Origin of the sequence: Variovorax paradoxus EPS, from assembly GCF_000184745.1 — a bacterium.
In the GTDB taxonomy this organism is placed as follows: Bacteria; Pseudomonadota; Gammaproteobacteria; order Burkholderiales; family Burkholderiaceae_C; genus Variovorax; species Variovorax paradoxus_C.
On sequence record NC_014931.1, the window covers coordinates 2,874,000 to 2,900,416 of the forward strand.

The 26,417-nt window shown below is 66.0% G+C and carries 28 protein-coding genes; 23 read left to right on the forward strand and 5 right to left on the reverse strand.

Annotated elements, in window-relative coordinates; all coding sequences use genetic code 11:
* Window positions 1-74: 74 nt before the first annotated feature.
* The 3 genes from VARPA_RS13325 (at window position 75) to VARPA_RS13335 (ending at window position 3,390) form a co-directional block, all read left to right on the forward strand.
* On the forward strand, window positions 75-803 hold the full coding sequence (locus tag VARPA_RS13325; RefSeq protein ID WP_013541088.1) for a response regulator transcription factor: 729 nt from the start codon (window positions 75-77) through the stop codon (window positions 801-803).
* The gene (locus VARPA_RS13330) at window positions 803-2,290 is read left to right on the forward strand and encodes a sensor histidine kinase (RefSeq protein WP_013541089.1); all 1,488 of its coding nucleotides are present in this window, start codon (window positions 803-805) and stop codon (window positions 2,288-2,290) included. The genes VARPA_RS13325 and VARPA_RS13330 overlap by 1 nt, the downstream gene beginning before the upstream one ends.
* Window positions 2,291-2,445: 155 nt before the next feature.
* Window positions 2,446-3,390: a crotonase/enoyl-CoA hydratase family protein gene (locus VARPA_RS13335; protein ID WP_013541090.1), complete on the forward strand. Its 945-nt coding sequence runs from the start codon at window positions 2,446-2,448 to the stop codon at window positions 3,388-3,390.
* Window positions 3,391-3,420: 30 nt separating this feature from the next.
* Here the strand turns inward: VARPA_RS13335 and VARPA_RS13340 are convergent, their stop codons facing one another.
* Window positions 3,421-4,935 (reverse strand): alpha/beta hydrolase family protein, encoded by a 1,515-nt coding sequence (locus VARPA_RS13340; RefSeq protein WP_013541091.1) that lies wholly within the window; start codon window positions 4,933-4,935, stop codon window positions 3,421-3,423.
* Between the two features lie 207 nt (window positions 4,936-5,142).
* On the reverse strand, window positions 5,143-6,042 hold the full coding sequence (locus VARPA_RS13345) for a transglutaminase family protein (RefSeq protein ID WP_013541092.1): 900 nt from the start codon (window positions 6,040-6,042) through the stop codon (window positions 5,143-5,145).
* Window positions 6,043-6,156: 114 nt separating this feature from the next.
* Between VARPA_RS13345 and VARPA_RS13350 the strand changes: the two genes are divergently transcribed.
* Window positions 6,157-6,498, forward strand: a complete 342-nt coding sequence (locus tag VARPA_RS13350; protein ID WP_013541093.1) for an antibiotic biosynthesis monooxygenase family protein — start codon at window positions 6,157-6,159, stop codon at window positions 6,496-6,498.
* Here VARPA_RS13350 and mnmC read toward each other — a convergent pair.
* Entirely contained in the window at window positions 6,495-8,333 is a 1,839-nt protein-coding gene (mnmC, locus tag VARPA_RS13355) for an FAD-dependent 5-carboxymethylaminomethyl-2-thiouridine(34) oxidoreductase MnmC (RefSeq protein WP_013541094.1), read from the reverse strand. The two genes, VARPA_RS13350 and mnmC, sit on opposite strands and share 4 nt — an antisense overlap.
* A 15-nt stretch (window positions 8,334-8,348) precedes the next feature.
* A complete protein-coding gene (locus VARPA_RS13360; protein WP_013541095.1) occupies window positions 8,349-8,624 on the reverse strand; it encodes an oxidative damage protection protein in 276 nt (91 codons plus the stop codon).
* A 139-nt stretch (window positions 8,625-8,763) separates the two neighbouring features.
* On the opposite strand from VARPA_RS13360, the gene VARPA_RS13365 reads away from it, so the two are divergent.
* From VARPA_RS13365 to VARPA_RS13415, 12 genes are all read left to right on the forward strand, one after another.
* A complete protein-coding gene (locus VARPA_RS13365; protein WP_013541096.1) occupies window positions 8,764-9,813 on the forward strand; it encodes a sulfate ABC transporter substrate-binding protein in 1,050 nt (349 codons plus the stop codon).
* Window positions 9,814-9,906: 93 nt separating this feature from the next.
* Window positions 9,907-10,491, forward strand: a complete 585-nt coding sequence (gene ssuE / locus VARPA_RS13370; RefSeq protein WP_013541097.1) for an NADPH-dependent FMN reductase — start codon at window positions 9,907-9,909, stop codon at window positions 10,489-10,491.
* A 172-nt stretch (window positions 10,492-10,663) separates the two neighbouring features.
* Window positions 10,664-10,801: a hypothetical protein gene (locus tag VARPA_RS31365; protein ID WP_013541098.1), complete on the forward strand. Its 138-nt coding sequence runs from the start codon at window positions 10,664-10,666 to the stop codon at window positions 10,799-10,801.
* A gap of 31 nt (window positions 10,802-10,832) precedes the next feature.
* Window positions 10,833-11,789, forward strand: coding sequence for a sulfonate ABC transporter substrate-binding protein (locus tag VARPA_RS13375; RefSeq protein WP_013541099.1), 957 nt, complete (start codon window positions 10,833-10,835; stop codon window positions 11,787-11,789).
* The gene (gene ssuD, locus VARPA_RS13380) at window positions 11,789-12,958 is read left to right on the forward strand and encodes an FMNH2-dependent alkanesulfonate monooxygenase (protein ID WP_013541100.1); all 1,170 of its coding nucleotides are present in this window, start codon (window positions 11,789-11,791) and stop codon (window positions 12,956-12,958) included. The genes VARPA_RS13375 and ssuD overlap by 1 nt, the downstream gene beginning before the upstream one ends.
* Before the next feature lie 13 nt (window positions 12,959-12,971).
* Complete coding sequence (gene ssuC, locus VARPA_RS13385; protein ID WP_013541101.1) at window positions 12,972-13,823, forward strand: aliphatic sulfonate ABC transporter permease SsuC; 852 nt, start codon at window positions 12,972-12,974, stop codon at window positions 13,821-13,823.
* 11 nt (window positions 13,824-13,834) lie between these two features.
* Entirely contained in the window at window positions 13,835-14,800 is a 966-nt protein-coding gene (locus VARPA_RS13390; protein ID WP_013541102.1) for an aliphatic sulfonate ABC transporter substrate-binding protein, read from the forward strand.
* Window positions 14,801-14,805: 5 nt separating this feature from the next.
* Window positions 14,806-15,660, forward strand: a complete 855-nt coding sequence (locus tag VARPA_RS13395; protein WP_013541103.1) for an ATP-binding cassette domain-containing protein — start codon at window positions 14,806-14,808, stop codon at window positions 15,658-15,660.
* Between the two features lie 168 nt (window positions 15,661-15,828).
* Entirely contained in the window at window positions 15,829-17,115 is a 1,287-nt protein-coding gene (locus tag VARPA_RS13400) for an O-acetylhomoserine aminocarboxypropyltransferase/cysteine synthase family protein (protein ID WP_013541104.1), read from the forward strand.
* Window positions 17,116-17,137: 22 nt separating this feature from the next.
* On the forward strand, window positions 17,138-17,734 hold the full coding sequence (locus VARPA_RS13405; protein WP_013541105.1) for a malonic semialdehyde reductase: 597 nt from the start codon (window positions 17,138-17,140) through the stop codon (window positions 17,732-17,734).
* A 67-nt stretch (window positions 17,735-17,801) separates the two neighbouring features.
* On the forward strand, window positions 17,802-18,017 hold the full coding sequence (locus tag VARPA_RS13410) for a TOBE domain-containing protein (protein WP_007829250.1): 216 nt from the start codon (window positions 17,802-17,804) through the stop codon (window positions 18,015-18,017).
* Window positions 18,018-18,228: 211 nt separating this feature from the next.
* A complete protein-coding gene (locus VARPA_RS13415) occupies window positions 18,229-18,501 on the forward strand; it encodes a hypothetical protein (protein ID WP_144298974.1) in 273 nt (90 codons plus the stop codon).
* Window positions 18,502-18,514: 13 nt separating this feature from the next.
* On the opposite strand, the gene VARPA_RS13420 is transcribed toward VARPA_RS13415, so the two are convergent.
* Complete coding sequence (locus tag VARPA_RS13420; RefSeq protein WP_013541107.1) at window positions 18,515-18,961, reverse strand: hypothetical protein; 447 nt, start codon at window positions 18,959-18,961, stop codon at window positions 18,515-18,517.
* A 145-nt stretch (window positions 18,962-19,106) separates the two neighbouring features.
* On the opposite strand from VARPA_RS13420, the gene VARPA_RS13425 reads away from it, so the two are divergent.
* From VARPA_RS13425 to VARPA_RS13455, 7 genes are all read left to right on the forward strand, one after another.
* Window positions 19,107-20,060 carry a TauD/TfdA dioxygenase family protein gene (locus VARPA_RS13425; RefSeq protein ID WP_013541108.1) on the forward strand — a complete coding sequence of 318 codons (954 nt, stop codon included), beginning with the start codon at window positions 19,107-19,109 and terminating at the stop codon, window positions 20,058-20,060.
* A 138-nt stretch (window positions 20,061-20,198) separates the two neighbouring features.
* Window positions 20,199-20,678 (forward strand): rhodanese-like domain-containing protein, encoded by a 480-nt coding sequence (locus tag VARPA_RS13430; RefSeq protein WP_013541109.1) that lies wholly within the window; start codon window positions 20,199-20,201, stop codon window positions 20,676-20,678.
* 50 nt (window positions 20,679-20,728) lie between these two features.
* Complete coding sequence (gene epsC, locus VARPA_RS13435; RefSeq protein WP_013541110.1) at window positions 20,729-21,643, forward strand: serine O-acetyltransferase EpsC; 915 nt, start codon at window positions 20,729-20,731, stop codon at window positions 21,641-21,643.
* Window positions 21,640-21,909, forward strand: coding sequence for a helix-turn-helix domain-containing protein (locus VARPA_RS13440; protein ID WP_013541111.1), 270 nt, complete (start codon window positions 21,640-21,642; stop codon window positions 21,907-21,909). The genes epsC and VARPA_RS13440 overlap by 4 nt, the downstream gene beginning before the upstream one ends.
* A 77-nt stretch (window positions 21,910-21,986) precedes the next feature.
* Window positions 21,987-22,919 (forward strand): family 2A encapsulin nanocompartment shell protein, encoded by a 933-nt coding sequence (locus tag VARPA_RS13445; protein ID WP_013541112.1) that lies wholly within the window; start codon window positions 21,987-21,989, stop codon window positions 22,917-22,919.
* A gap of 63 nt (window positions 22,920-22,982) precedes the next feature.
* Window positions 22,983-24,875: a family 2A encapsulin nanocompartment cargo protein cysteine desulfurase gene (locus tag VARPA_RS13450; RefSeq protein WP_234975075.1), complete on the forward strand. Its 1,893-nt coding sequence runs from the start codon at window positions 22,983-22,985 to the stop codon at window positions 24,873-24,875.
* A gap of 169 nt (window positions 24,876-25,044) precedes the next feature.
* On the forward strand, window positions 25,045-26,403 hold the full coding sequence (locus VARPA_RS13455; RefSeq protein WP_013541114.1) for an NAD(P)/FAD-dependent oxidoreductase: 1,359 nt from the start codon (window positions 25,045-25,047) through the stop codon (window positions 26,401-26,403).
* The last annotated feature ends 14 nt before the right edge of the window (window positions 26,404-26,417 follow it).

Here is a 26,417-nt window from a genome sequence, read left to right on the forward strand (position 1 = left end):
CATGGCTGATTCATCACGCAAAGTTCAATTAATCGTGATAACTCAGGAATCCGTATCGCGGGACAATCGGCGCCATGGACACCCCCAAACGCGTGCTGATCGTCGAGGACGACGCCCACATCGCCGAACTGCTGCGCATGCACCTGCGCGACGAAGGCTATGCCATCGAACACGCCGCCGACGGCCATGCGGGCCTGCGCGAACTGGAGCGCGGCAACTGGGACGCGCTGGTGCTCGACCTGATGCTGCCCGGCGTCGACGGCCTCGAGATCTGCCGCCGAGCACGGGCCATGGCGCGCTACACGCCGATCATCATCATCAGCGCACGCTCGAGCGAAGTGCACCGCATCCTCGGGCTGGAGCTGGGCGCCGACGACTACCTGGCCAAGCCTTTCTCGGTGCTGGAACTCGTGGCGCGCGTGAAGGCGCTGATGCGGCGCACCGATGCGCTGGCGCGCAATGCGCGCATGGAGTCGGGCAGCCTCACGCTGGGCAACCTGGACATCGAACCGCTGGCGCGCGAGGTGCGCGTGGACGGCAAGCTCATCGAGCTCACGCCGCGCGAGTTCGACCTGCTGTACTTCTTTGCGCGCAACCCCGGCAAGGTGTTCTCGCGGCTCGACCTGCTCAACCAGGTGTGGGGCTACCAGCACGACGGCTACGAGCACACGGTCAACACGCACATCAACCGGCTGCGCACGAAGGTGGAGACCGATCCGGCGGAGCCGAGGCGCATCCTTACCGTGTGGGGGCGGGGCTACAAGCTTTCGCCGACCGGCGCGGGCGATGAGGGAGGGGCGTGATGGCTTGGGCCACGCTTTCTCGCCGTCTCTCGATGGTGTTCGCTGTGCTGCTGCTGGCTTGCTACGGCGCATCGGCGTGGCTGCAGATGCGGTCGAGCGGGCTGCATGAACAAGAAGTGGTGCAGCGCCTTTCGGGCGGGCTGGCCGCGCATATTGCCGAGAACACCGAACTGATGCAGCCCGGCGGCCTCAACCAGGCCGCGGTGAAGGACCTGTTCGACAAGCTGATGGCCGTGAACCCCAGCGTTGAGGTTTATCTGCTGGGCCTGGACGGCCGCATCGAGGCGCAGGCCGCGCCGCCCGGGCACATGAAGCGCGAGCGAGTGGCGCTGGAGCCGATCCGCAAGCTGCTCTCGGGCGCGCCGTTGCCCATCCTCGGCGACGACCCGCGCAGCGCCGATGCGGCCAAGGTGTTCAGTGCCGCACCGCTGAAGATGGGCGGCCGCGATGCCGGCTACGTGTATGTGGTGCTGCAGGGCGAGGACTACGACGCGCTCGCGGCCAACGTCGCGACCGACAACGTGCTGCGCACCACGCTATGGTCGATGGCGCTGGTCGCGCTGCTCGGGCTGATCGCGGGACTGGCAGCCTTCAGGCTCATCACGCGGCCGCTGCGCGAACTCACGAAGGCGGTCAAGCGCTTCGAGACCGAGGGCATCGCTTCGCTCGAAAGTGAAACGCCCAAGCTGGAAAGGCTTTCGCACGGCACCGATGAAATCGCATTGCTGGGCCAGGCCTTCACGCAGATGACGCGCCGCATCGCCGAGCAATGGCGCGAGCTCACGCTTTCGGACCAGCAGCGCCGCGAACTTTTCGCCAACATCTCGCACGACCTGCGCACGCCGCTCACCTCGCTGCACGGCTATCTCGAAACGCTGCTGCTCAAGGCCGGCACGCTCAGCGACGAAGAGCGCCGGCGCTACCTGGAGATCGCGCTCGGTCAGAGTCGCAAGGTGGGCCGGCTCGCGCAGGAGGTGTTCGAACTCGCGCGGCTCGAATACGGCGTGGTCAAGCCCGAGAAGGAAAACTTCGCGCTCGCCGATCTCGTGCAGGACGTGTTCCAGAAGTTCGAGCTCGCGGCCGAGGCCCGGCACCAGCAGCTCAGGCCCGACATCGCGCCGGGCCTGCCGGTCGTGTCGGCCGATCTCGGGATGATCGAGCGCGTGCTGACCAACCTGCTGGACAACGCCATCCGCCATACGCCGGCCGGCGGCGAGATCGAAGTGCAACTGCGCCCAGCGAACGCCGGCGTGGCGGTGCAGGTGAGCGACACGGGCCCGGGCATTCCGGGCGAGCTGCAGAAGGGCCTCTTCGTGCGGCCCGTGTTCATGAGCGGTGCGCGCAGCGACGGCTCGGGCAGCGGCGGGCTGGGGCTGGTGATCGTGCAGCGCATCCTGCAACTGCACGGCAGCGACATCCGGCTGGTGCCGCAGGCGGGCAAGGGGGCGGTGTTCCGCTTTCAGTTGGGCGGTGCGGCGGGGGCCTGACGCGATTCGGTCTCCGGGCCGGCGTGACGGTTCAGCCGCTCGATGCGGTCACCGCGTGGTACTCCCCTCGGACTCCCCCTGGGTTTGCCTGTGCCGGCCGGCCCGGGCGCGATGCTACAAAAGCAGCGCGACCCAACCCAAGGAGACACAAGACCATGCCCGCCTTCAAGACCGTCCTGATCGACAAGGACCCGCAGCATCCACGCATTGCGCGCCTCGTGCTCAACCGCCCCGAGAAGCTCAACGCCATCGGCGACACCACGCCGTCGGAAATCCGCCAGGCCGTCGAATGGGCCGAGGCCGACGATGAAGTGCACGTCATCGTGGTCGAAGGCGCGGGCCGCGCGTTCTGCGCCGGCTACGACCTCGGCGACTACGCCGAGGGGCATGGCCGCGAAGGCGAGGGCGACCACCCGTGCCGGCAAGAAAAAACGCCTTGGGACCCGATGCTCGACTACGCCGCCATGAAGCGCAACACCGACGACTTCATGGCCCTGTGGCGCTGCCGCAAGCCCACCATCGCCAAGGTGCACGGCTATGCGGTGGCCGGCGGCAGCGACATCGCGCTGTGCTGCGACCTGCTGACCATGGCCGACGACGCGCGCATCGGCTACATGCCCACGCGCGTGTGGGGCTGCCCGACGACGGCGATGTGGACCTACCGGCTCGGCGCGCTGCGCGCGAAGCAGCTGATGTTCACCGGCGACACCATCGACGGTGCACAGGCGGCCGGATGGGGCCTTGCCAATTTCTCGGTGCCGGCCGACCAGCTGGACGACGCCACGATGAAGCTCGCGCAGCGCATCGCGGGCGTACCGCGCTCCCATTTGATGATGCACAAGCTGGTCGTCAACCAGGTGTGGCATTCGATGGGGCTGGAGCAGACGCAGATGTTCGCGACCGTGTTCGACGGCATCACGCGGCACAACCCCGAGGGGATGTGGTTTCGCCGGCAGGCGGAGGCGGAAGGGTTCAAGAGCGCTGTCGCATGGCGCGATAGCGGCCGGGATATTCCGGAAGGCGACGAGGCGAGGGCGCTCGTCGCGGAGCTGGAAGCGAAGCTTGCAGCGGCGCGGGCGGCGGTGCCGCCCGGCCGGTGAATCGAAGCCCCAGCTAGTGGCCCATCCCGTTCAAGGAGGGCAAGCCGCCGAATGGGTCAGTGCGTAGGTGCGCGAGGCCTGGAATGACGGGTTTTCATCCACCGTGCCCAGGGGGCGCGTGAACTTGCAGCCGTAGTTCGTGTCGGCCACCGTCGCCGGCGTCACCACGTCGTCGCCTGCGGGCTTCGGTCCCCCGCGCTCCCACTTGACCATTTCGGCGAAGGCTTCGACCTGTTCGGCAACCGTGAAGTCGCAATGCGTGATCCCGCGGATCGCACGCTGCACCAACCAGTCGCTGTTGCCCTTGGCTGCTACGCGCTTGTTGTAGATCTGTTCCATGCTGAAGGGCACGTACAGGTCGCCCAACGTGTGCAGCGAAACCACCGGGATCTTGAATTCGCCGTTGACCTTGGGAATCCAGCGCAGTCCATCGGTGCGCAGGCGATTGGCGTCCGTGGCCGCAGTGAGCTTGAGCACCGAGCCGTTCAACGCTGTCGATCCCGGCACGTCACCGTCGATGGTGTAGGTGAAGCGGTTTGTGTCGAGCGTGTTCTTGTTCAGGATGCCGGTGACCGTGCCGTCGCTGCCGAACACGCCCCAGACCGCAGCGAACGAGCCGCCCGCCATCAAACCGAGGTCGAACATGGGACGTTGGCCACCGGTCAGGTTCTGCACCACCGAAGCGAACTTCGCACCCGTGGCAGTGGGCGTCGAGGGGAAGGCGGTGAACAGCGTCGACGTGACCTGAGCACGGATGTCCAACCAGTTGGCGGTCGGATATTTCGGCAGGCCCGCGAGTGCTTGTGCCGTGACCTGTGCGCCCGCGAAGTAGTCGAACAGCTCCGTGTCGCCGACCACGCCGCACATCGGCACGGCGCCGTTGTACTTCACCTTGTGGTTGGCGGTGGCGAAGGCTTCGTCCTCGATTGCGGCAGCGGTGATGTGGCCGCCCATCGAGTGTCCGGTGATGTAGAGCTGTGAAGGTGCGGGGAGCTCTCGGCCGTTGGCCTTGGCAATCTTGTTGAACTCCAATGCCAGCGCATTGGTGTCTTCCACGCCGGCGCGCACGTCATAGAAGTTCTTGCTGTAGCTGGATGCTGCCCACGCATAGCCGTTCTGGATCAGATAGCGGCGGATGGACGGATTCGTGAGCTTCAGCTCGTTACCTTCGCCCACGTAGCCATGTGCGTACATCACGAGCCGGCCGTTCCAGTTGGACGGCACTTCCACGCGGTACTGCGCACCGCCGAGCATGCCCGACCAGCGGCTGGTGGTGGCGTTGTCGATCTTGTCGCCGGCGTCGGCCTTGAGTGCCGCGAACGTGGTGGCCGAGGGGTCGGCTGGCGCGAAGGAATTGCGGGTGTCCTGCACGCGCGTTTCCTCGGGGACTGGCGGCGGTGCGGGCGGAGGCGGCGCTGGCGGCGCGGGCGCAGGAGCCGGCGGCAGCGGCGTGAAGGCAAAACCGTTTCCACCGCCCCCACCGCCGCAGGATGCGACGGCAAGGCTGGTGGCGAGGGCAAGGAGTGTCAGGCGCGCGGAATGCATGGGATGTCTCTCTCCGTTTCTTCTGGGTTCTTGGTTGAAGATCGCCGGCGCAGCGCTGCCCGGACGGCCATGAAGAACGACCGTGCTATTTCGCTGACCGGCGGCGCAGCGTAGGGGCGATGCCGGGCGCATCGGCCCGGGCTTTCCCGTAGCTGCTATCTCCTGCGCGACACCGTGCGCGACACCGGCATGGAACCTGGGGAGAGATCAGCCCTTGCGGCGGGTGACCACCACCGTGGCGTCCAGGCCTTCGTACGCCTCGGCGTCGCCATACCAACTGCCCGAGATCGGCGCAGCCTGCGCCGGGTCGCGCGTGACGCCCACGCGGATGAGTTGTCCGCTGCCCATCAGGTTGTTGGTCGGGTCGAACGCCAGCCAGCCGATGCCCGGCAGGTACGCCTGCAGCCAGGCGTGCGTGGTGCCAGCGCCCGTCATCGATTCGCCGGGCGCCTGGGCGGCGCGGTCGAGCGCGGCGTCGTAGAGGTAGCCCGAGACGAAGCGGGTCGCGATGCCCAGACGGCGCGCGGCTTCCATCATCAGCAGCGCGTAGTCGCGGCAACTGCCGCTGCCCAGCGCCAGCGTGGCCAGCGGCGTTTGCGTGCCTTCTTCGTCGCGCGCCTTGTATTCGAGGCTCTGGCCGATGTGCGCGTTCATGCGCGTGAGCACTTCGCGCGTGTTGTTGGGCTTGTCGCTGTGCAGGAACTGGTGCGCCCAGCGGATCAGCGTGCCGCTGGCATCGTCCTCGTGGTGCGGGCGCAGGTAGTGTTCGAGGTCCAGGCGCTCCTGCACCGAGTAGGCGAAGGGCAGGAACTCGGCTGCCGGATCGAGCGCGAGCTGGTCTTGCTGGGCCGGCACATGCTCGATGGTGAACGAGCACACGATGCGCAGCTCGGTCGCTTCGCCCATCGGCTGTACCAACGCGACGGAGTTGGAATGCGGGTCTTGAATCAACCGCGTGAAAGCCTGGGGGCTCACCTGCAGATCGGTGGCGAGCACGCGCAGGTCGTGGCTGTCGCGGGGCCGGAACATCACCCGGTGCAAACCGAAGGTGACCGGCTTGTTGTAGCGATAGATGGTGGTGTGCGTGATGTCGTACTGGATGGCCATGGGGCATTCTCGTGCGTTCGCGGCGCGCGCAGTGGCTTGTTCTTGTGGGCGAATGCCGCAGAATCGGCGCCCGCTCGATGTTTGAGCGTTCTTCTCAAGGGGATTCCGGCCGCCATGTACTCCGCCACCTTCATCTTCGCCAAGAAGCAGTTCGACGACGAATTCCATCGCCTCGACCGGACCATCGCGACGGCCGCGAAGTCGCTGCCCGGCTACCTGGGCGAGGAGACGTGGGAGAACACGGGCAACGGGCTGGTGTCGAACGTCTACTACTGGGACTCGCTCGACAACCTCCAAGCGCTGATTCGCCACCCGGTGCACCAGCAAGCCAAGGCGGCGCAGGCGAATTGGCTGGATGGCTACAAGGTGGTGATCTCCGAAGTGGTGCGCACCTATGGCGACAGCCGGATCGACCATCTGCTGGCACCTCCGCCTTCCGGCGCGACGCTCTCCTAAAGCCGCTGAGTGCCGAGCGCCTTGGCCAGCGTGGAGGGCAACGGCAGCGGTTCGCCATGCCACTGCGCGGCCAGCAGTTCGGCGCAAAGGGCCGCGAAGCTGAGACCGCGCGAGCCCAATGCGGTGCAGGCCCAGAGGCCATTCGCCTCCGCGGTCAGCGGGCCGACCAGCGGCCGACGGTCGCCCGAGGCGCAGCGCACACCGACCCAGGCGTTGACTTCTCCGCGCTCGAAGGCCGGCGCCAATGCGGCTGCTGCGGCGGGATGCAGCCGGGCGAGGCGGTCGCGGTTCGCGGCGCTGTCATCGGTGTTCGGAGCGAGGTCGGTGCTGTCGCGGTCGAAGGTGGCGCCTGTCAGCCAGAGCAGGGCGCCTTCGGCATCGGGCACGTTGGCGATCAAGTGGCCGTCGCCGTTGAGCGGCGTGGCCGGGAGGGCGCTGGCGTTGAGGTGGCCCCACGCGACCTGTCCGCGCACCGGCTGCAGCGGCAGCCCCGGAGCGAAGCGGCCCGATTCGAAGCCGGCGGCGACGACCACGCGGTCTGCTGCGATCAGCAACTGGTCTGCCGCATCGAACAGTTGCCAGCCGTCGGCGCCTCGGGTCGCTCGCGCCACCGAAGCGTTGCCGCGGAACTCGACACCCGGCTGACGCAGCCAGGCCTCGATCAACCGTGACGGACGCACCCAGCCGGCACGCGCATGCCAGATGGCGGGCGCATCGACCGGCAGGTCGGCTGCGCTCAACTGTTCGGCGCTTGCAGGCCACGATTCATTGGGGCCGTTGTCGCTCCAGTTGGCAGGCACGCGCGTATCGCCTTCGGGCCGCCGTTCCAGTACGCCGCTGGCGCGCCAGTCGTGGCCTTCTTCAAGCAGTCGTTCCAATTCGAGCCAGGTGGCACGGATGCCCGCGCGCGTGAGGCGCGAGAGCAGGGCGTCGTCGGGAGACACATGGGGCGCCAGCACGCCGACCGGCAGGCCGGAAGCGCCCGAGGCGGGGCGCGAGGCCGCATCGAGCACCGTGACCTGCCACCCGCGCCGCGCGAGGCTCGCGGCCACGGCCGCGCCCGCGAGGCCGGCACCGATCACGGCGCAGCGGCCCGGCGCCGCGATTCGCTCGGGCGCTGGCCCGCGGCGCCGCACCGTCCAGGCCGGTGCGAAGACGCCGCCGAGGCAGTCGCGCCTGGGCGGCAGGCCGGGGCGCCTTTCGAGTTGGAAGCCGTTCTGCGAAAGCGCATTGCGCACCTCACCTGCATAGGTCCAGGTGGCGAGGCCCGTGCCCTGACGGGCGAATCGCGACACCGCCTTCAGCGTGTCGGGCGACCACATCGCCGGATTCCGCTCGGGGCCGAAGCCGTCGAGGAAGATGCTGTCGGCCTCGAAGCGTTGGGCGCGCAGCATCGGTTGCACGTCGCCGATGCACAGGGTGAGCAGGACGCGGCCTTCGTCGAAGGCGAGGCGGTGAAAGCCTGGCAGCAGTCCGTGCCACTGCGCGACCAGCTCGCCGGCCAGCGAGGCCAGTTCCGGATACGCCTCGGCAGCCCGAAAGAGATCGCCGGCCCCGACCGGATGCGCCTCGACCGAGACGAAGTGCAGCATCCGCGGCCGGTTTGCATCCGAACGCCACGCCTGCCAAGTCGCCAGGAAATTGAGGCCCAGCCCGAAGCCGGTTTCGAGAATCCGCCATTGCGGTTGCCCGGCCCAGGCTTGCGGCAGGCCGCAGCCGCCCAGGAACACATGGCGAGCCTGCGCCAGCGCCCCGGTTTCGGTGTGATAGATGTCGTCGAAGCGTTCGCTGCTCGGGACGCCGTCGGCGCGCCAGGCCACTGGCTCAGCGGTCACGACGGGCAGGAAAGTTCAGGCCGCTGGAGGAGGAACGTAGCCTTGCGCCACGTCGGCGCCTTCGCCGAAGAAATGCTTTTCCATCTGCCGCGCCAGGTACTGGCGGGCGCGCAGATCGGCCAGGTTCAGCCGGTTTTCGTTGACCAGCATGGTCTGTTGCTTGAGCCAGGCGGCCCAGGCTTCCTTGCTGACGTTTTCCCACAGGCGCTTGCCCAGGTCGCCGGGATAGGGCGGGAAGTCGAGCCCTTCGGCCTCTTTGCCGAGCTTGATGCACTGAACCATGCGTGCCATTTTTTTGCCTCTTGGGTGGGGTAAGCGTGTCGCTTAGTTGATTTAGCTATTTAGAACTGAGAACTTGGTCGTTCCAGTTTCTATATGTCGTATTGAGAATACGCAGCTTCATTGATATGCCTTTTTAGAGCAAGACACCATGAGCTTTCGCCGCGACTTTATCAAGCTTTCCCTGGGTGCCGGCGTGGCCGGTGCCTTGGCCCTGTCGGCGTTGCCGACGTTTGCCCAAGGAACAGCGGCCGCCAAGGGCCCCGTGACGCTGCTGAACGTCTCGTACGACCCGACGCGCGAGCTCTACGTCGACTACAACCAGGCCTTCGCCAAGTACTGGAAGGGCAAGACCGGCCAGGACGTGACGGTCAAGCAATCGCACGGCGGCTCTGGCAAGCAGGCCCGCTCGATCATCGACGGCATCGATGCCGACGTGGCCACGCTGGCGCTCGGCGGCGACATCGATGCGCTCGTCACCCACGGTGGCCTGGTCAAGGCCGACTGGCAAAAGCGCCTCCCGCTCAACTCGGCCCCTTACACCTCGACCATCGTGTTCCTGGTGAAGAAGGGCAACCCCAAGGGCCTGAAGGACTGGGACGACCTGGTCAAGCCCGGCGTGCAGGTGATCACCCCCAACCCCAAGACCTCGGGCGGCGCCCGCTGGAACTACCTGGCCGCCTGGGAATTTGCCAAGCGCAAGTACGGTGGCGACGCCAAGGCCAAGGAATACATCGGCAACCTGTTCAAGAACGTGCCCGTGCTGGACACCGGCGCGCGCGGCTCGACCATCACCTTCGTGCAGCGCGGCGTGGGCGACGTGCTGCTGGCTTGGGAAAACGAAGCCTTCCTGGCGCTGAAGGAATTCGGTCCGGACAAGTTCGAAATCGTCGTGCCGTCCATCTCCATCCTGGCCGAGCCCAGCGTGACGGTCGTCGACAAGGTCGTCGACAAGAAGGGCACCCGCGCCGTGGCCGAGGAGTACCTGAAGTACCTTTACTCCGACGAAGGCCAGGACATCGCGGGCCGCAACTTCTACCGCCCGACGTCCGAAAAGGCCAAGGCCAAGTACGACAAGCAGTTCCCCAAGCTGACGCTGGTGACCATCGACCAAGCCTTCGGCGGGTGGGCGAAGGCCGATAAGGAGCACTTCGCAGACGGTGCTTCGTTCGACCAGATCTACACAACCAAGCAGAAGTAATCCGCGCTACCGAGCCGGTTTTCATGGCGCCCGTTTCGCGAGCGCCGCGACCCGGCACGCCTCGACCTCTCCGAAGAAAACCGAAAGCCTCCCGTGTCCGTTCTCCTGATTGCCGGTAGCCCCTCGGCCCCGTCCCGCTCCACCGCCTTGCTCGAGGCCGTGGGCGAGCGGCTGGCCAAACGCCATGCCCGCATCGAGCGGCTCGCGATCCGCGACCTGCCGGCACAGGCGCTGCTGCTGGCCGAGTGGAACCATCCGGCCATCGAGAGGGCCATCGCCCAGGTGGCGGCGGCCCGCGTGATCGTGGTGGCTACGCCGGTCTACAAGGCGGCCTACAGCGGCGTGCTGAAAGTCTTTCTCGATCTGCTCGCGCAGGACGCGCTCAAGGGCAAGACCGTGCTCCCGCTGGCCACCGGCGGCAGCCCCCATCACATGCTCGCGCTCGACTACGCACTGCGGCCCGTGCTGCAGTCGCTGGCGGCGCGCCACATCCTGCCGGGCGTCTATGCGAGCGATTCGCAGATCGTGCTGACGCCCGCGAACGCCTACCAGGTGCACAACGACCTGGCCGAGCGACTGAACGAGGCCGTCGAGGTGCTTGCGACCGAAGGCCTGAAGCTGCCCGCAACGCACGGATTCGAACCCGTGCCGTTTTCTCGCGTGCGATGTAGTGTTTAAGGGCTCGCCCCCAGGCTGCGCGCACTTCGTGTCGCTACGCCAACCCCCTACCGGGGGCAACACCTGAGGCCCGGCGAAGCCGGTTCCTCGGTGTTTCCCGAAAGATTCAAGGCTGCCTCATTGGCCGCTCAGGGACAGCTTTGCCCAAAGTTTTGCACCAAGGAATCCCCGCATGAACCCCATCGCCACCGAAGACTCAGCACTCGAGACGCCACCGCGTTCCTTCTGGCACGCGCTGGGTGACCTCGTCGTCAGCGCCATCGTCGTCAGCGCCATTGCGCTGATCGTGAGCTTCATTTCCGCCGCGTGACCGCGTGGCGCCCCAACACCCCAGGACAGCCATGAACCGTATTTCCATTCCTCGCCGCCGCCTGATCCAGGGCGCAGCCGCAGCCATCGCGCTGCCTTCGTTCGCCGCACTGGCCCAGGCGCCCGCGCGCCAGTTCCGCATCGGCAACCAGAAGGGCACGCTCAACATCCTGAAGGGCCGCGGCACGCTGGAGAAGCGGCTCGCGCCGCTGGGCGTCACGGTCAAGTGGACCGAGTTCACGGCCGGCCCGGTGCAGCTCGAAGCGCTCAACGTCGGTTCCATCGACTTCGGCGATGTCGGCGAAGCGCCGCCCATCTTCGCGCAGGCCGCCGGTGCGCCGCTGGCCTACGTGGCCGCCACGCAGCACCGCCCGCAGACCGAAGCCGTGCTGGTGCCCAAGGGCTCGGCCATCAAGACCGTGGCCGACCTCAAGGGCAAGAAGATCGCGCTCAACAAAGGCTCGAACGTCCACTACTTCATCGTCAAGCTGTTCGAGAAGCACGGCCTCTCGTATGCCGACCTGAACCTGGCCTACCTGCCGCCGTCCGATGCGCGTGCCGCATTCGAAAAGGGCTCGGTCGATGCGTGGGTGATCTGGGACCCGTTCCTCGCAGCCGCCGAGAAGTCGATCGACGCACGCATCCTCGCCGACGCCACGGGCGTTGTCGGCAACCGCGCCTACTACTTCTCGTCGCTCGACTACGTGGCGAAGAACGCCGACGTGATCGCCATTGCGGTCGAAGAGATCAACAAGGTCGAAGCCTGGGGCTCCGCGAACAAGGGGCAACTCGCTGCCGAGCTGGCGGCCTTGTGGGGCCTGCCCAAGCCGGTGGCAGACATCACCACGGCCCGCACGCCCTACGGCATCACGCCGATCACCAAGGCCATCCTCGCCGAGCAGCAGAAGATCGCCGATACCTTCTTCGAGCTCAAGCTGATCCCCAAGAAGATCAACGTGCTCGAAGCCGCCGGCGCGGGAGTCGCATGATGCAGATCTTCTGGTTCCTCCCCACGCACGGCGACAGCCGCTATCTCGGCACGAGCGAGGGCGCGCGGCCCATCGATCTGGCCTACTTGCAGCAGATCGCAGGCGCCGCTGACAACCTCGGCTACGAAGGCGTGCTGATTCCCACCGGCCGTTCATGCGAAGACCCGTGGGTGATCGCCTCCAGCCTGATCGGTTCGACGAAGAAGCTCAAGTTCCTGGTTGCTGTGCGTCCGGGGCTGCACCAGCCCAGCCTCGCCGCGCGCATGGCCGCGACCTTCGACCGGCTCTCGGGCGGACGCCTGCTGGTGAACCTCGTGACCGGTGGCGACCAGGCCGAGCTCGAAGGTGACGGTGTCTATCTGGATCACGCGTCGCGCTACGAGCAGTCGGCCGAGTTCATCCGCATCTGGCGCGAGATCCTCACGCGCAGCCACGATGGCCAGGGCTACGACTTCGAAGGCAAGCACCTGAGCGTGAAGGGCGCCAAGCTGCTGTATCCGCCGGTGCAGACGCCGTACCCGCCCGTGTGGTTCGGTGGCTCGTCGGCGGCCGCGCACGACCTCGCGGCAGAGCAGGTCGATGCGTACCTGACCTGGGGCGAGCCGCCCGCCGAAGTCGCCAAGAAGATCGCCGATGTGCGCGCCCGCGCCGAGAAACAGGGCCGCCGTGTCGAGTTCGGCATCCGCCTGCACGTGATCGTGCGCGAGACCGAAGAGGCCGCGTGGAAGGCCGCCGAAGAACTCATCAGCCGCGTGGACGACGACACCGTCATCCGCGCCCAGGCCGCCTTCGCGCGCATGGATTCCGAAGGTCAGCGCCGCATGGCCGCGCTGCATGCGGGTGGTGCGAAGCGCTCGCGCGCAGAGCTGGAGATTTCGCCGAACCTGTGGGCCGGCGTGGGGCTCGTGCGCGGCGGTGCCGGCACGGCGCTCGTGGGCGACGCGAAGACCGTCGCGGCGCGCATCGAGGAATACGCGGCCCTCGGTCTCGACAAATTCATTCTCTCGGGCTACCCGCACTTGGAAGAGGCCTACCGCTTCGCCGAGCTGGTGTTCCCGCTGCTCTCGCGCAAGGCGAAGAAGCAACTCGCCGGTGGTTCGTTGAGCGGCCCGTTCGGCGAAGTCGTCGCGAATCTCGACGCACCTTCGCGCCTCGTCTCGCAAAGCTGAACAAGGACGCCCCATGACTGAACAAGTGCAGAAACTCCCGGTGACTTCCACCGACGAAGGCGCAGGCACCGGCAACGCGTTCAAGGCCTTCGGCCTCAACGTGGCGGGTCGGCTCATTCCCTGGCTCGTGCCGGTGGGACTCATCGTTTTCTGGCAGATCGCCTCGTCGCTCGGCTGGCTGTCGACGCGCGTGCTGCCGGCACCGGTCGATGTGGTCAAGGCCGCGTGGTCGCTCACCGTGTCCGGCGAACTCTGGACGCATGTGAAGGTCAGCGCGGGCCGTGCGCTCGCGGGCCTGGCCATCGGCGGCGGCGCCGGGCTGGCGCTGGGCCTGCTCACAGGCTCGGTGAAGTTCGCCGAGACGCTGCTCGACTCGACCATCCAGATGGTGCGCAACATCCCCGCGCTCGCGCTGATTCCGCTGGTGATCCTGTGGTTCGGCATCGACGAATCGGCCAAGCTGTTCCTGATCTCGGTGTCGGTGTTCTTTCCGATCTACCTCAACACCTTTCACGGCATCCGCAACGTCGATCCGCAACTCATCGAAATGGGCCGCACTTACGGCCTCTCGCGCTGGCAGCTGTACCGCGAGGTGATCCTGCCGGGCGCGCTGTCGTCGATCCTCGTGGGGCTGCGTTTCTCGCTGGGCCTCATGTGGGTGATCCTGATCGTGGCCGAGACCATCTCGGCGCAGGCCGGCATCGGCTATCTCACGATGAATGCCCGCGAGTTCCTGCAGACCGACATCGTGTTGGTGGGCATCCTCTTGTATGCGCTGCTCGGCAAGCTGGCCGACCTGTTCGCACGCGGCCTGGAGCAGTGGTGGCTGCGCTGGCACCCCGGTTATCAGAAGAAGCCGAAGTGAGGGCAGGGCAAATGAACCATTCCATTTCCCGCCGCACGGCCATTGCCACGCTGGGTGCTCTGAGCGCTGGTGCCGTGCTGGCGCAAGGCGTCGCACCGCGACCCGTCACCGTGCGCTTCGGCTACCAGAAGTCGTCGACGCTGACGACGCTGCTCAAGGCCCAGGGCACGCTCGAAAAGCAGCTCGCGCCGCTCAATGCCACGCTGAGCTGGCACGAGTTCACCAGCGGCCTGCCGCTGCTAGAGGCGCTGAACCTCGACAACCTGGACATCAGTGCCGACGTGGCCGACACGGTGCCCGTGTTCGCGCAAGCCGCTGGCGCCGAGCTGACCTTCATCGCGCAGGAAGCGCCTTCGCCCGCCGCGCAGGCGATCGTCGTGCGCGAAGACTCGCCGATCACGACCGTGGCTGATCTGAAGGGCAAGAAGGTCGGCTTCGCGAAAGCGGCCGGCGCGCATTACCTGCTGATCGCCGCGCTGGAGAAGGCCGGCCTCTCGTTCAAGGACATCGTGCCCGCCTACCTCACGCCCGCTGACGGGCGCGCCGCCTTCGAGAAGGGCGCGATCGACGCGTGGGTCGTGTGGGACCCGTTCCTCGCCGCCGCGCAGCGCCAGTCGAAGGTGCGCATCCTGGCCGATGGCGCGGGCATCGCGTCGTACCAGCGCTACTACCTCGCGAGCACCAAGTTCGCGAAGGCGCGGCCCGATGTGCTGCGCGTGGTCTACGCCGAGCTCGAGAAGACCGGCAAGTGGGTCAAGCAGAACCCGAAGGAAGCCGCCGCGCTGCTGTCGCCCGTGTGGGGCCTGGACGCCGCCACCATCGAACAAGCCAACAGCCGCCGCAGCTACGCGGTGCGCCCGGTCGTGGCCGATGGCCTGACCGAGCAGCAGCGCATCGCGGATGCGTTCTTCGGTGAAAAGCTGCTGCCCAAGAAACTCAATGCGCTCGACGTCGCGCTGTTCAAACCCGGAGCCTGAAGCCCATGAGTGCCGTTCTGAAAGACATCCAACCCCGGGCCCAAGCCCAGGCCCAAGCTATTGCCGGCGGCGTGCGCCTCGAAGCGCGCGGCCTGCACAAGCGCTATGGCACGCGAGACGTGCTGCGCAACACCAAGCTCACCATCGAGCCCGGCCAGTTCATCGCCATCGTGGGGCGCAGCGGCTGCGGCAAGAGCACGCTGCTGCGGCTGATCGCGGGGCTCGAAGAAGCGACCTCCGGCGGTCTCTACACCGATGGCAAGGCCGTGAACGGCCTGCACGACGACACCCGCATCATGTTTCAGGAGGCGCGCCTTCTGCCCTGGCGCCGCGTGCTCGACAACGTGACGCTGGGTTTGTCGAACGACGCCAAGCCGCGCGGCAAGGAAGTGCTCGCGCAGGTCGGCCTGGCCGACCGCGAGAACGAATGGCCGGCGCGCCTGTCGGGCGGACAGCGCCAGCGCGTGTCGCTTGCACGGGCGCTGGTGCATCACCCGCGCCTGCTGCTGCTCGACGAGCCGCTGGGCGCGCTCGACGCGCTCACCCGCATCGAGATGCACCGGCTCATCGAGAACCTCTGGCAGCGCCACCGCTTCACCGCCTTGCTGGTGACGCACGACGTGCAGGAAGCGGTGGCCCTGGCGAACCGCGTGATCCTGATCGAAGACGGCCGCATCGCGCTGGACGAAAACATCGCGCTCGCCCGCCCGCGCTCACAGGGCGACCCGGCCTTCGCAGCCATCGAAAAACGCATCCTCGACAGGGTGCTGCAAAAGCCCGGAACTCCCGAAGAGGTTGAGAGCAGCGCCGACGCCAGCTGGCTTGGAACACCTGCGCATGCACTGCGCTGGGCGATCTGATGCCCGCAGCCGTTCGACGTCTACAACCGCTTGATGCCCATAACCGTTCGGGCTGAGCTTGTCGAAGCCTTGCGCAGCGCTTCGACAAGCTCAGCGTGAACGGACTGTTGTTGTTCTTCTTCCTGCCTCTTTTTCTTTTTGTTCTTTCCACCCCTGAAAGGCTCTCGCATGTCGCAGAACTGGAAATTCGAAACCCTGTCGGTCCACGCCGGCTACTCGCCCGAACCGACCACGCGCGCCGTCGCGCCGCCGATCTACCAGACGGTGGCCTACGCCTTCGACAGCGCGCAGCACGGCGCCGATCTGTTCGACCTGAAGGTGCCGGGCAACATCTACACCCGCATCAACAACCCGACGCAGGACGTGCTGGAGCAGCGCGTGGCCGCGCTCGAAGGTGGCATCGCGGCGCTCGCGCTGGCCTCGGGGCAGGCGGCCGTGACCTACGCGATCCAGACCATCGCGGAGGCCGGCGACAACATCATCAGCAGCACGGCGCTCTACGGCGGCACCTACAACCTCTTTGCGCACACGCTGCCGCAGTTCGGCATCACCACGCGCTTTGCGGACCACCGCGATCCGAGCAGTTTCGAGAAGCTGTTCGACGACAAGACCAAGGCTGTATTCGTCGAGTCGCTGGGCAACCCCGCGGGCAACGTGACCGATATCGCGGCCATTGCCGAGATCGCGCACCGTAACGGCGTGCCGCTGATCGTGGACAACACCGTGCCCTCGCCGTACCTGAGCCGGCCCATCGAGCACGGTGCCGACATCGTGGTGCATTCGCTCACCAAGTACCTGGGCGGCCATGGCACCAGCATCGGCGGCGCGATCGTCGATTCGGGCAAGTTCCCGTGGGCCGAGCACAAGCAGCGCTTCAAGCGCCTGAACGAGCCCGATGTGAGCTACCACGGCGTGGTCTACACCGAGGCGCTGGGCCCGGCCGCCTACATCGGGCGTGCGCGCGTGGTGCCGCTGCGCAACACCGGCGCGGCCATCTCGCCGTTCAACGCCTTCCTGATCCTGCAGGGCATCGAGACGCTGGCGCTGCGCATGGACCGCATCAGCAGCAATGCGCTCAAGGTGGCGCAGCACCTGAAGACGCACAAGGCCGTGAACTGGGTCAACTACGCGGCGCTCGAAGACCACCCCGACCATGCGCTCGCGCAGAAGTACTTCGGCGGCAAGTCCAGCGGCGTGCTGACCTTTGGCATCGGCAGCGGCCGTGAAGGCGGCGCGAAATTCCTCGATGCGCTGAAGCTCTTCACGCGCCTCGTGAACATCGGCGACGTGCGCTCGCTGGCCACGCACCCGGCATCGACCACGCACCGGCAGCTCTCGCCCGAAGAACTGGCCAAGGCCGGCGTGACGGAAGACACCGTGCGCCTGTCGGTAGGCATCGAGCACATCGACGACCTGCTCGCGGATCTCGATGTGGCGCTCGCGGCTGCGTCCTGACCGCTTCGATGAACGGAAAACCATGACAACACTCAACGCCATTCCCGAGGCGGCTCTCGACCAGCTCTTCCGCAAGGCGCGCACCGTGCACGCCTTCAAGCCGGTGTCTGTCACCGACGAACTGATCCACAAGCTCTACGACCTCGTGAAGTGGGGACCGACTGCCTACAACGCGCAGCCCGCGCGCTATGTGTTCGTGCGCAGCGAGGAGGGCAAGGCGAAGCTGAAGCCTGCGGTCTCGTCCGGCAACACGGCGCAGACGCTGGCTGCGGGCGTGACGGTGATCGTGGCGCACGACACGCGCTTCTACGAGCACTTGCCCACGCAGTTCCCGGCTTACGACGCCAAGCCCTTCTTCGAGAAGAGCGCCGAGGCCGCAGCGGCCACGGCGTTTCGCAACAGCAGCCTGCAGGGCGCCTACCTGATCCTGGCGGCGCGCTCGCTCGGCCTGGGCGTGGGGCCGCAGTCGGGCTGCAACGCCGACCTGGTCGACAAGGCGTTCTTTCCCGACGGTCGCTATCGCGCCAACTTTCTCGTGAACCTCGGCGTGGCCGACCACGCCGGCACGTTCGAGCGCGGGCCGCGGCTCGCGTTCGACGAGGTGGCGGAAATCGTCTGATCTCCCCTCCGTCCGATCAATCCCATCCTTTTTTGCTTTATTTCTTCAACCTGAAAGAGAAACCATCATGTCCATCCAAGCCATCAATGTGCGCAACCAGTTCAAGGGCAAGGTCCGCGAAATCATCCGCGGCGACGTCGTCTCCGAAGTCGATGTCGAAACCGCCTGGGGCATCGTGACCTCGGTCATCACCACGCGCTCGGTCGACGAACTGCAATTGAAGGTCGGCTCCGACGTGGTCGCGCTCGTGAAGTCGACCGAGGTTTCGATCGCGAAGCTCTGAGGCGGTTTCCACCGTATTTTTATCAAGCGGGCCGCTCGAGGTTCTTCGGACTTCGGGCGGCTTTTTGCCGTGCGCCGTATTTCGTTCAATTCGATCTCCACCTGGGAGGAATTCATCGAATCAAAAAGCTCTTTAGATCAACTATTGATATTCTTGGTTAACCTTTTTCTCACTCAAACTCTCTGCCTTTTGTCGATAGATGGGGCACTGGGTGAGCAAGAAAATCGTGACCGAGAAAAGTGTTTCCTCAATCAGCAGTGGTCACCTCGCGATCGCAGGGGCGATGCTTCTTCCACTGGTGGGAATAGGGATGCTGGCCTTCATTCACCGCGATGACCTTCGTCGCTGGCGGTGGGATTCAGTCGAGCACTGGATGCTGTTGGCGTCGGTCGTCTTCGTGACGGCTTCGCATGCCCTGATGGTGGTCTTGTTGTGCATGAAGCCCAAGGACAAAGCTGCCAGCGACGAGGACCGGGCGGGCTGAGTTTTCTTCCCGCTCACTGCAGCTTGGGCAGGAACGACGTCTCCATGTGATAGCGCTTGGGGTTGTTCCGATCGATGTAGACCGGAATCCATTCCTGCACGTAGTCCGTCGGATCGAACCAGAGGTTGGCGCTGCGGAACACGTGCAGGCGATTGTTCGATGTGTCGTGCCATTTGGCGACGATGCGGTAGGGGTGCTCGCCGTTCACCTCGATGCTGCCGTTCTGCTCGACCTCCTGGAACTCGGCCTCGATGAGCTGGCCGTTCTGGCGCAGGTCGGCTTCCTTCTGTGCGCTCCAGCGGCCGAAGGCGATGATGCCGCCGCCGATGCCCGCGAAGATCACGCCCATGATCGTGAGGGCGAGCTTGCCCTCGGGGTCGACGAAGATGGCGCCGACCAGCAGCAGAAGCCCGATGGCCAGGAAGAGCCACTTGATGAGGGTGATGACTTTGTGATCCATCGCGCGACTGTGCCTTTGTTTCGCGCAGGTCGATATAGCCAACATGGCTTAGTCGAATGGGTCATGAGGAACTGCGAACAGCTTCCTTCCGGCCCGGGAAGGCGACTCACAGAATCTTTGGAATCAACCCCAAGAGGCACCTTCGATGAGCGCTGTTCTTTCTTCCCCCGTCGTTGCAGAAGACAACAACAACAACGAACTCGACATCGTCCGGCAGGCCGGCCACATCGGTGCCGAGGTGCGCGGCGTGCGGCTCTCGGGCGAACTGCAGCCGGAGGTGTTCAGGTCCATCAAGGCGGCACTCCTCAAGCACAAGGTGCTGTTCTTCCGCGGCCAGCAGCACCTGGACGACGCGCAGCAGCAAGCCTTCGGCCGCCTCTGGGGTGAGCTGGTGCCGCATCCGACCGTGCCCTCGATGGATGGCACGAAGCTGCTGGAACTCGACTCGCGCCACGGCGGCCGCGCCAACTCGTGGCACACCGACGTGACCTTCGAGGTGGCGTATCCGCAGGTGTCGATCCTTCGCGCGGTCGTGATTCCGGCTTACGGTGGCGATACCGTCTGGGCGAACACCGTGGCAGCCTACGAAAGCCTGTCGGACGACCTGAAGGCGTTGGCTGACCGGCTGCGCGCGGTGCATGGCAACGACTACGACTACGCCGCCTCGCGGCAGCCCGCCGACTTGGCCGACGAAGGTGTGAAGCGCTACAAGGAGGTGTTCACCCGGCGCCTCCTCGAAGCCGAGCACCCGGTGGTCCGCGTGCACCCCGAGACCGGCGAGCGCAGCCTTGTGCTGGGCCACTTCGTGAAGCGGCTGGTCGGCCATTCGACTTATGACTCCCAGCATCTGCTGAGCGTGCTGCAGAGCCATGTGCACCGGCTGGAGAACACGGTGCGCTGGCGCTGGACACAGGGCGACGTGGCGATCTGGGACAACCGTGCCACGCAGCACTACGCGATCAACGACTACGGCGATCAGCACCGGGTGGTGCGCCGGGTGACGGTCGCGGGCGATGTTCCGTATGGGGTGGACGGTGCGAAGAGCGTGGACCTGACGGCGCCCGCCGTACGCGCGGCCGAGGCGGCAACCGCTGCATAGAACACAGAACATCGCGCTATACAACGCCCGGTTGTTAGGAATCGACTTTTCAGTCGTTTGAGGTTCTGGGCGGCGCTCCTAAAGTGGTGGTCATCGCCATCAAAGGCGAATTCCAACGCACAACAGGAGCCGCACAGCATGTCAGTGGAAGTTGAAGAACTCGTCCTGCCCGAAGCACTTGAACAGGCGCGCGCCATTGCCGCCGAAAACCAATGGCCTTATGCCGGCGGCGTAACGCCGACCGTGGCCTGGGACCTCGTGCAGAAAGGCCAGGCCGTGCTGGTCGACGTGCGCTCGGGCGAGGAACGAAAGTTCGTCGGCCATGTGCCCGAAAGCCTGCATGTGGCCTGGGCCACCGGCACTGCGCTCACGCGCAATCCGCGCTTCGTGCGCGAGCTGGAAGCCAAGCTCGCCAAGGAGGGCGGCAAGGATGCAGTGGCACTGTTGCTGTGCCGCAGCGGCAAGCGTTCGGCGCTCGCCGCGGAGGCGGCCGCGAAGGCTGGCTTCACCAACGTCTTCAATGTGCTCGAAGGCTTCGAGGGCGAGATCGATGCCGATCAGCACCGCGGCGGTGCGGACGGCTGGCGCTTCCACAAGCTGCCCTGGGTGCAGGACTGACTGCGCCCCACACAAGAATTCACACAAGACGATTCAGGGAGAAAAAACACATGGCCCATTTCGAGGTAGGCGACATCGTGCGCGCGCTGCATGGCGTGCCGGACGAGTGGCGCGATTCACAACGGCGCTCGCGAGAGCCCGGCGCGCGCGAATTTCCATCGCGGGATGCGCTCACGCAGATCGTGGAGTCGCTGAAAGGCGCGCTCTTTCCGATGCGGCTTGGCCCGCCGGACCTGCGCCACGAGAGCGAGGACTTCTACGTCGGCCACACGCTCGATGCCGCGTTGCAGGCGCTCCTGGTGCAGGCACGGCTGGAACTCAATTTCAATGCGCGCCTCGAACCGCGCCCCGCAAGCGAGATCGACGACGCGGCCACCGAAGCCGTGCGCCAGTTCGCGAATGCGCTGCCTGGCCTGCGCCGACTGCTCGACAGCGACGTGCTCGCGGCCTACCAGGGCGACCCGGCCGCGCGCAGCGTCGACGAGGTGCTGCTGTGCTATCCGGGTGTGCTCGCGATGATCCATCACCGCCTCGCGCACCAGCTCTACAAGCTCGATCTGCCGTTGCTCGCGCGCATCGTGGCCGAACTCGCGCATGGACAGACTGGCATCGACATCCATCCCGGTGCGCAGATCGACGCGGGTTTCTTCATCGACCACGGGACGGGCGTCGTGATCGGCGAGACGGCGGTCATCGGCAAGCGCGTGCGGCTCTACCAGGCCGTGACGCTCGGTGCCAAGCGCTTTCCCACCGACACCGAAGGCAACCTGCAGAAGGGACTGCCGCGGCATCCGGTGGTGGAAGACGACGTGGTCATCTATGCGGGCGCGACCATTCTCGGCCGCGTGACGCTCGGCAAGGGTGCCGTCATCGGCGGCAATGTGTGGATCACCGACGACGTGAAGCCGGGCGCGAGCGTGACCCAGGCCAGTTTGCAGAACGCACCGAAAGCGAGCGCGCCATGAAAGCCTTTGTCGAAGATTTCGGCGTCACCGTACGCCAGCTGCGCGAGGCGAACGGCTGGTCGCAGGAGCAGCTTGCAGAGCGCTCGGATCTCAATCGCTCGTATGTGGGCGAGGTGGAACGCGGCCGCGTGATCCCGTCGATCGTCACCGCGCAGAAGCTCGCGACCGCACTCGGCATCAACATCGTGAACCTGCTCGCGCGCTGCGAGCAACTGGAGCAATCGCGCCTTGCAAGGCGGATCAACTTGGCGGCTATAGCCTGTTGAGGGGAAACCCTTGGCGCCCGGACACTGGCGACCAATTTCTTCTTACCCCCTGCCCATCATTCACGGAGCTTTAATACATGAGCGCAACAGTCGGTGGTACCACCGCCCTTGGCGACAACGCCGCACGCCAGCTAGCCAATGCCACCAAGACAGTTCCCCAGCTTGAGACCATCAGCCCGCGCTGGCTGACGCACCTCCTGCAATGGGTGCCGGTGGAAGCGGGCATCTACCGCGTCAACAAGGTCAAGAATCCCGAGTCGATCAAGGTCACCTGCACCTCGCGCGAAGAAGAAAACCAGCTGCCGCGCACCTTCGTCGACTACGAAGAAAACCCGCGCGAGCACTACCTCAATGCCGTGAGCACCGTGCTCGACGTGCACACCCGCATCTCCGACCTCTACAGCAGCCCGCACGACCAGATCAAGGAGCAGCTGCGTCTCACGATCGAAACGATCAAGGAGAACCAGGAGAGCGAGCTCATCAACAACCCCGACTACGGCCTGCTGGCCCAGGTGACCGACGAGCAGCGCATCTTCCCGCTGACCGGCGCACCCACGCCCGACGACCTCGACGAGCTGCTGACCAAAGTGTGGAAGGAGCCCGCGTTCTTCCTCACGCACCCGCTCGCCATTGCCGCCTTCGGCCGCGAAGCCACGCGCCGCGGCACGCCGCCGCCGACCGTGAGCCTCTTCGGTTCGCAGTTCATCACCTGGCGCGGCATTCCGCTGATTCCGTCGAACAAGGTGCCGGTGGCCGACGGCAAGAGCAAGATCCTGCTGCTGCGCGTGGGCGACAAGCGCCAGGGCGTGGTGGGCCTGTTCCAGCCGGGCCTCTCGGGCGAGCAGAGCCCGGGCCTGTCGGTGCGCTTCATGGGCATCAACAACCATGCGATCGCGTCATACCTGATCTCGCTGTATTGCTCGCTCGCGGTGCTGACCACCGACGCGCTGGCGGTGCTCGACGATGTCGAGATCGGCAAGTACCACGACTATCCCGACACCTACAAGTAAGCCGCGGTGAGTACACCCACGATTCCGGGCGAGGCGCCGTTCGATCCGGCCATCCTCGCGCGCATGGCGAGCGCCATGTTCTCTGCGTTGCCAGGCACGGCACCCACCTCCTTGCCCGGCGTGGTGAGCGGGTTGGTGCCGGGCGCGCAGTTCCCGTCCAACATCGCGCCGCCGGGCTCGCCGCTCGTGAGCCCCGCCGGCTTCGGGCCGAGCGTGCCGGGCACGCCGATTCCGCAAGGGCAGATCCCGGGCGCTAACGTGCTGCCCGCATCGCCGACCCAGTTGCCTTCGCTCGCGAACCGCGCGCCGGCCTTGCTGCCGCATGCGGTCGCGGGCAATGGCGTGCCGGACAGCGTGTTGTCCGTGGCGCCGGCCTTCGAGCCGCGCCTGGGTGGCACGGTGCTGGGCGTGCCGCAGCAGGTCGGTGCGCCTCTGGCACCCTCTGCACCGCAGACGGCAGCGGCATCGCCGTTCTACTTCCTGAACAACAGCTACGGACATCCGACGGCCGGTGCCAGCGATGGCTTCGCGATTCATGATCCGTTCGCAGGCTTGGCGGCACCGACTGCTCAACCCGCGCTGCCGCCGAGCCCGCCGTCGGCATCGGCAGGTCGCGATGCGCAGTTCTACTTCGTCGATGCGGTGCGCTTGCCCAACGGCTTCGTCACGCCGGCCAAGCCGGACCCGCGCGGCCCCGACGCCGCGCCGCTCGCCGGCAGCGGCCAGCATCCGCCGTTCGACGTCAACGCCGTGCGCCGCGACTTCCCCATCCTGCAGGAGCGCGTGAACGGCAAGCAACTCGTGTGGTTCGACAACGCGGCCACGACGCACAAGCCGCAGTCGGTCATCGACCGCATTGCGTACTTCTACGCACACGAGAACTCGAACATCCATCGCGCGGCGCATGAGCTTGCTGCGCGTGCGACCGATGCGTACGAAGGCGCACGGGAGCGGGTTCGCACGTTCATCAACGCACCCGAAGTCGAAGAAGTGATCTTCGTGCGCGGCACCACCGAGGCCATCAACCTCGTGGCCAAGAGCTGGGGCGGGCAGCACGTGGGCGAGGGCGACGAAATCATCGTCTCGAACCTCGAGCACCACGCCAACATCGTGCCGTGGCAGCAGCTCGCCGCCGCCAAGGGCGCGAAGCTGCGCGTGATTCCGGTGGACGATTCGGGCCAGGTGCTGCTCGACGAATATCGCAAGCTCTTGAACGACCGCACCAAGATCGTTGCTGTCACTCAGGTCTCCAACGCACTGGGCACCGTGGTGCCGGTGAAGGAGATCGTCGAGCTCGCGCATCGCGCCGGCGCCAAGGCGCTGGTCGACGGCGCGCAGTCGGTTTCGCACATGCGGGTGGACGTGCAGGACATCGGTGCCGACTTCTTCGTGTTCTCGGGCCACAAGGTGTTCGGCCCGACCGGCATCGGCGTGGTCTGGGGCAAGCGCGAAGTGCTCGAGGACATGCCCCCGTGGCAGGGCGGCGGCAACATGATTGCCGACGTCACCTTCGAGAAGACCGTATTCCAGCCGATCCCGAACAAGTTCGAGGCCGGCACCGGCAACATCGCCGATGCGGTGGGCCTGGGCGCTGCGATCGACTACGTCAACAAGGTCGGCATCGAGAACATCGCGCGCTACGAACACGACCTGCTCGTGTACGGCATGCAGAAGCTCGGTGCGATCCCGGGTGTGCGGCTGATCGGCACGGCGGCCGACAAGGCCAGCGTGATGTCCTTCGTGCTCGACGGCTACACCACCGAAGAGGTGGGCCATGCGCTGAACGACGAAGGCATCGCGGTGCGCACGGGCCACCACTGCGCGCAGCCGATCCTGCGGCGCTTCGGTGTCGAAACGACGGTGCGACCCTCGCTCGCGTTCTATAACACCTTCGACGAGGTGGATCGCCTGATCGCCGTGGTGCGGCGTCTCGCAGGGCAGCGACGCGCTGGCTGAGCGAAAACGTGTTCCCCCGATACGGCGGCCTTCATGGCCGCCGTTCTTTTTTGTTGCTCTGCCAACGCTGTGTCTCGTCCGGGATATCGCAAGCGCATTTGCACGGGGCCTGTACACGAGCGGAGGGCGTTATGCTGCTCAGCCTTGTAAAACGAGTTGTACCGCCTGAATGTCTTCGACCGAAGCCTCCCTTGCCAGCCCGCATGCCAACGAAGATTCCTGCGACGTGATCGTGATCGGCGGCGGCCCCGCCGGGTCGACCGCTGCGGCGCTGCTGGCGCAGCAAGGCCGCAAGGTGGTGCTGCTGGAGAAGGCGCACCACCCGCGTTTTCACATCGGCGAATCGCTGCTGCCCGCGAACGTCGAACTCTTCGACAGGCTCGGCGTGCGCAACCAGGTCGAAAAAATCGGCATGCCCAAGTTCGGCATCGAGTTCGTCTCGCCGGAGCACGAGCACCGCAGCTACGTGGACTTTGCCGAGGGCTGGGACAAGTCGCTCGACTCCGCCTGGCAGGTGCGCCGCTCGGAGCTCGACGAGCTGCTGTTCCGCAACGCCGCCACGCGCGGCGCAGAAACCATCGAAGGCTGCAAGGTGCGCGATGTGGCGTTCGACGCCGACGGTGCGACCGTCAAGGCCGAGATGGACGACGGCACCAAGCGCAGTTGGCGCGCCCGCTTCGTGGTCGATGCCACCGGCCGCGACACGCTCCTGGCCAACAAATTCCGCTGCAAGGAAAAGAACCCCGACCACAACAGCACGGCAGTCTTCGGCCACTTCACGAACGCCGAGCGGCTGGAGGGCAAGAAGGAAGGCAACATCAGCATCTGCTGGTTTCCGCACGGCTGGTTCTGGTTCATTCCGCTGGCCGACGGCACCACCAGCGTGGGCGCGGTCTGCTGGCCGTACTACCTCAAGACGCGTGACAAGCCGCTGAAGGATTTCTTCTACGACACCATCGCGCTGTGCCCCGTATTGGCAGACCGCCTGAAGAACGCCACGCTGGTCGACGACGCGGTGCATGCCACCGGCAACTTCTCGTACTCGAGCACGCACGCGACGGGCGACCGCTACCTCTTGCTGGGCGACGCCTTCACTTTCATCGACCCGATGTTTTCATCAGGCGTGTACCTCGCGATGCACAGCGCCTTCGACGGCGCCGAGCTCGTGGCCACCGCGCTCGACCAGCCGGCCGAACTGGCCGCCGCACGCCAGGGCTTCGAGGCCATGATGCGCAAGGGCCCGCGCGAGTATTCGTGGTTCATCTACCGCGTGACGAACCCGACCATCCGCGACATGTTCATGCACCCGGGCAATCCGTTCAGGGTGAAGGAGGCGCTGATGTCGCTCCTGGCCGGCGACATCTACAAGGGCACGCCGATGTGGGGAGCGCTGCGGATGTTCAAGGTGCTGTATTACGGCATCTCGCTCGCGAACTTCCGCCGCACCTGGGCGGGGTGGAAGCGGCATCGCTTCAACACGCGGGACATGGGGACGCTGAAGGGGGAGACGATCCTCAAGTCGGAGTAGCTGCCGGCTTGCCG

What these genes read in the sequence shown, in the direction of transcription:
- VARPA_RS13325 (WP_013541088.1), top strand. Translation starts at nt 75, where the DNA reads ATGGACACCCCCAAACGCGTGCTGATCGTCGAGGACGACGCCCACATC.
- VARPA_RS13330 (WP_013541089.1), top strand. Translation starts at nt 803, where the DNA reads ATGGCTTGGGCCACGCTTTCTCGCCGTCTCTCGATGGTGTTCGCTGTG.
- VARPA_RS13335 (WP_013541090.1), top strand. Translation starts at nt 2,446, where the DNA reads ATGCCCGCCTTCAAGACCGTCCTGATCGACAAGGACCCGCAGCATCCA.
- VARPA_RS13340 (WP_013541091.1), bottom strand. Translation starts at nt 4,935, where the DNA reads ATGCATTCCGCGCGCCTGACACTCCTTGCCCTCGCCACCAGCCTTGCC.
- VARPA_RS13345 (WP_013541092.1), bottom strand. Translation starts at nt 6,042, where the DNA reads ATGGCCATCCAGTACGACATCACGCACACCACCATCTATCGCTACAAC.
- VARPA_RS13350 (WP_013541093.1), top strand. Translation starts at nt 6,157, where the DNA reads ATGTACTCCGCCACCTTCATCTTCGCCAAGAAGCAGTTCGACGACGAA.
- VARPA_RS13360 (WP_013541095.1), bottom strand. Translation starts at nt 8,624, where the DNA reads ATGGCACGCATGGTTCAGTGCATCAAGCTCGGCAAAGAGGCCGAAGGG.
- VARPA_RS13365 (WP_013541096.1), top strand. Translation starts at nt 8,764, where the DNA reads ATGAGCTTTCGCCGCGACTTTATCAAGCTTTCCCTGGGTGCCGGCGTG.
- VARPA_RS31365 (WP_013541098.1), top strand. Translation starts at nt 10,664, where the DNA reads ATGAACCCCATCGCCACCGAAGACTCAGCACTCGAGACGCCACCGCGT.
- VARPA_RS13375 (WP_013541099.1), top strand. Translation starts at nt 10,833, where the DNA reads ATGAACCGTATTTCCATTCCTCGCCGCCGCCTGATCCAGGGCGCAGCC.
- ssuD (WP_013541100.1), top strand. Translation starts at nt 11,789, where the DNA reads ATGCAGATCTTCTGGTTCCTCCCCACGCACGGCGACAGCCGCTATCTC.
- ssuC (WP_013541101.1), top strand. Translation starts at nt 12,972, where the DNA reads ATGACTGAACAAGTGCAGAAACTCCCGGTGACTTCCACCGACGAAGGC.
- VARPA_RS13390 (WP_013541102.1), top strand. Translation starts at nt 13,835, where the DNA reads ATGAACCATTCCATTTCCCGCCGCACGGCCATTGCCACGCTGGGTGCT.
- VARPA_RS13395 (WP_013541103.1), top strand. Translation starts at nt 14,806, where the DNA reads ATGAGTGCCGTTCTGAAAGACATCCAACCCCGGGCCCAAGCCCAGGCC.
- VARPA_RS13400 (WP_013541104.1), top strand. Translation starts at nt 15,829, where the DNA reads ATGTCGCAGAACTGGAAATTCGAAACCCTGTCGGTCCACGCCGGCTAC.
- VARPA_RS13405 (WP_013541105.1), top strand. Translation starts at nt 17,138, where the DNA reads ATGACAACACTCAACGCCATTCCCGAGGCGGCTCTCGACCAGCTCTTC.
- VARPA_RS13410 (WP_007829250.1), top strand. Translation starts at nt 17,802, where the DNA reads ATGTCCATCCAAGCCATCAATGTGCGCAACCAGTTCAAGGGCAAGGTC.
- VARPA_RS13420 (WP_013541107.1), bottom strand. Translation starts at nt 18,961, where the DNA reads ATGGATCACAAAGTCATCACCCTCATCAAGTGGCTCTTCCTGGCCATC.
- VARPA_RS13425 (WP_013541108.1), top strand. Translation starts at nt 19,107, where the DNA reads ATGAGCGCTGTTCTTTCTTCCCCCGTCGTTGCAGAAGACAACAACAAC.
- VARPA_RS13430 (WP_013541109.1), top strand. Translation starts at nt 20,199, where the DNA reads ATGTCAGTGGAAGTTGAAGAACTCGTCCTGCCCGAAGCACTTGAACAG.
- epsC (WP_013541110.1), top strand. Translation starts at nt 20,729, where the DNA reads ATGGCCCATTTCGAGGTAGGCGACATCGTGCGCGCGCTGCATGGCGTG.
- VARPA_RS13440 (WP_013541111.1), top strand. Translation starts at nt 21,640, where the DNA reads ATGAAAGCCTTTGTCGAAGATTTCGGCGTCACCGTACGCCAGCTGCGC.
- VARPA_RS13445 (WP_013541112.1), top strand. Translation starts at nt 21,987, where the DNA reads ATGAGCGCAACAGTCGGTGGTACCACCGCCCTTGGCGACAACGCCGCA.
- VARPA_RS13450 (WP_234975075.1), top strand. Translation starts at nt 22,983, where the DNA reads ATGGCGAGCGCCATGTTCTCTGCGTTGCCAGGCACGGCACCCACCTCC.
- VARPA_RS13455 (WP_013541114.1), top strand. Translation starts at nt 25,045, where the DNA reads ATGTCTTCGACCGAAGCCTCCCTTGCCAGCCCGCATGCCAACGAAGAT.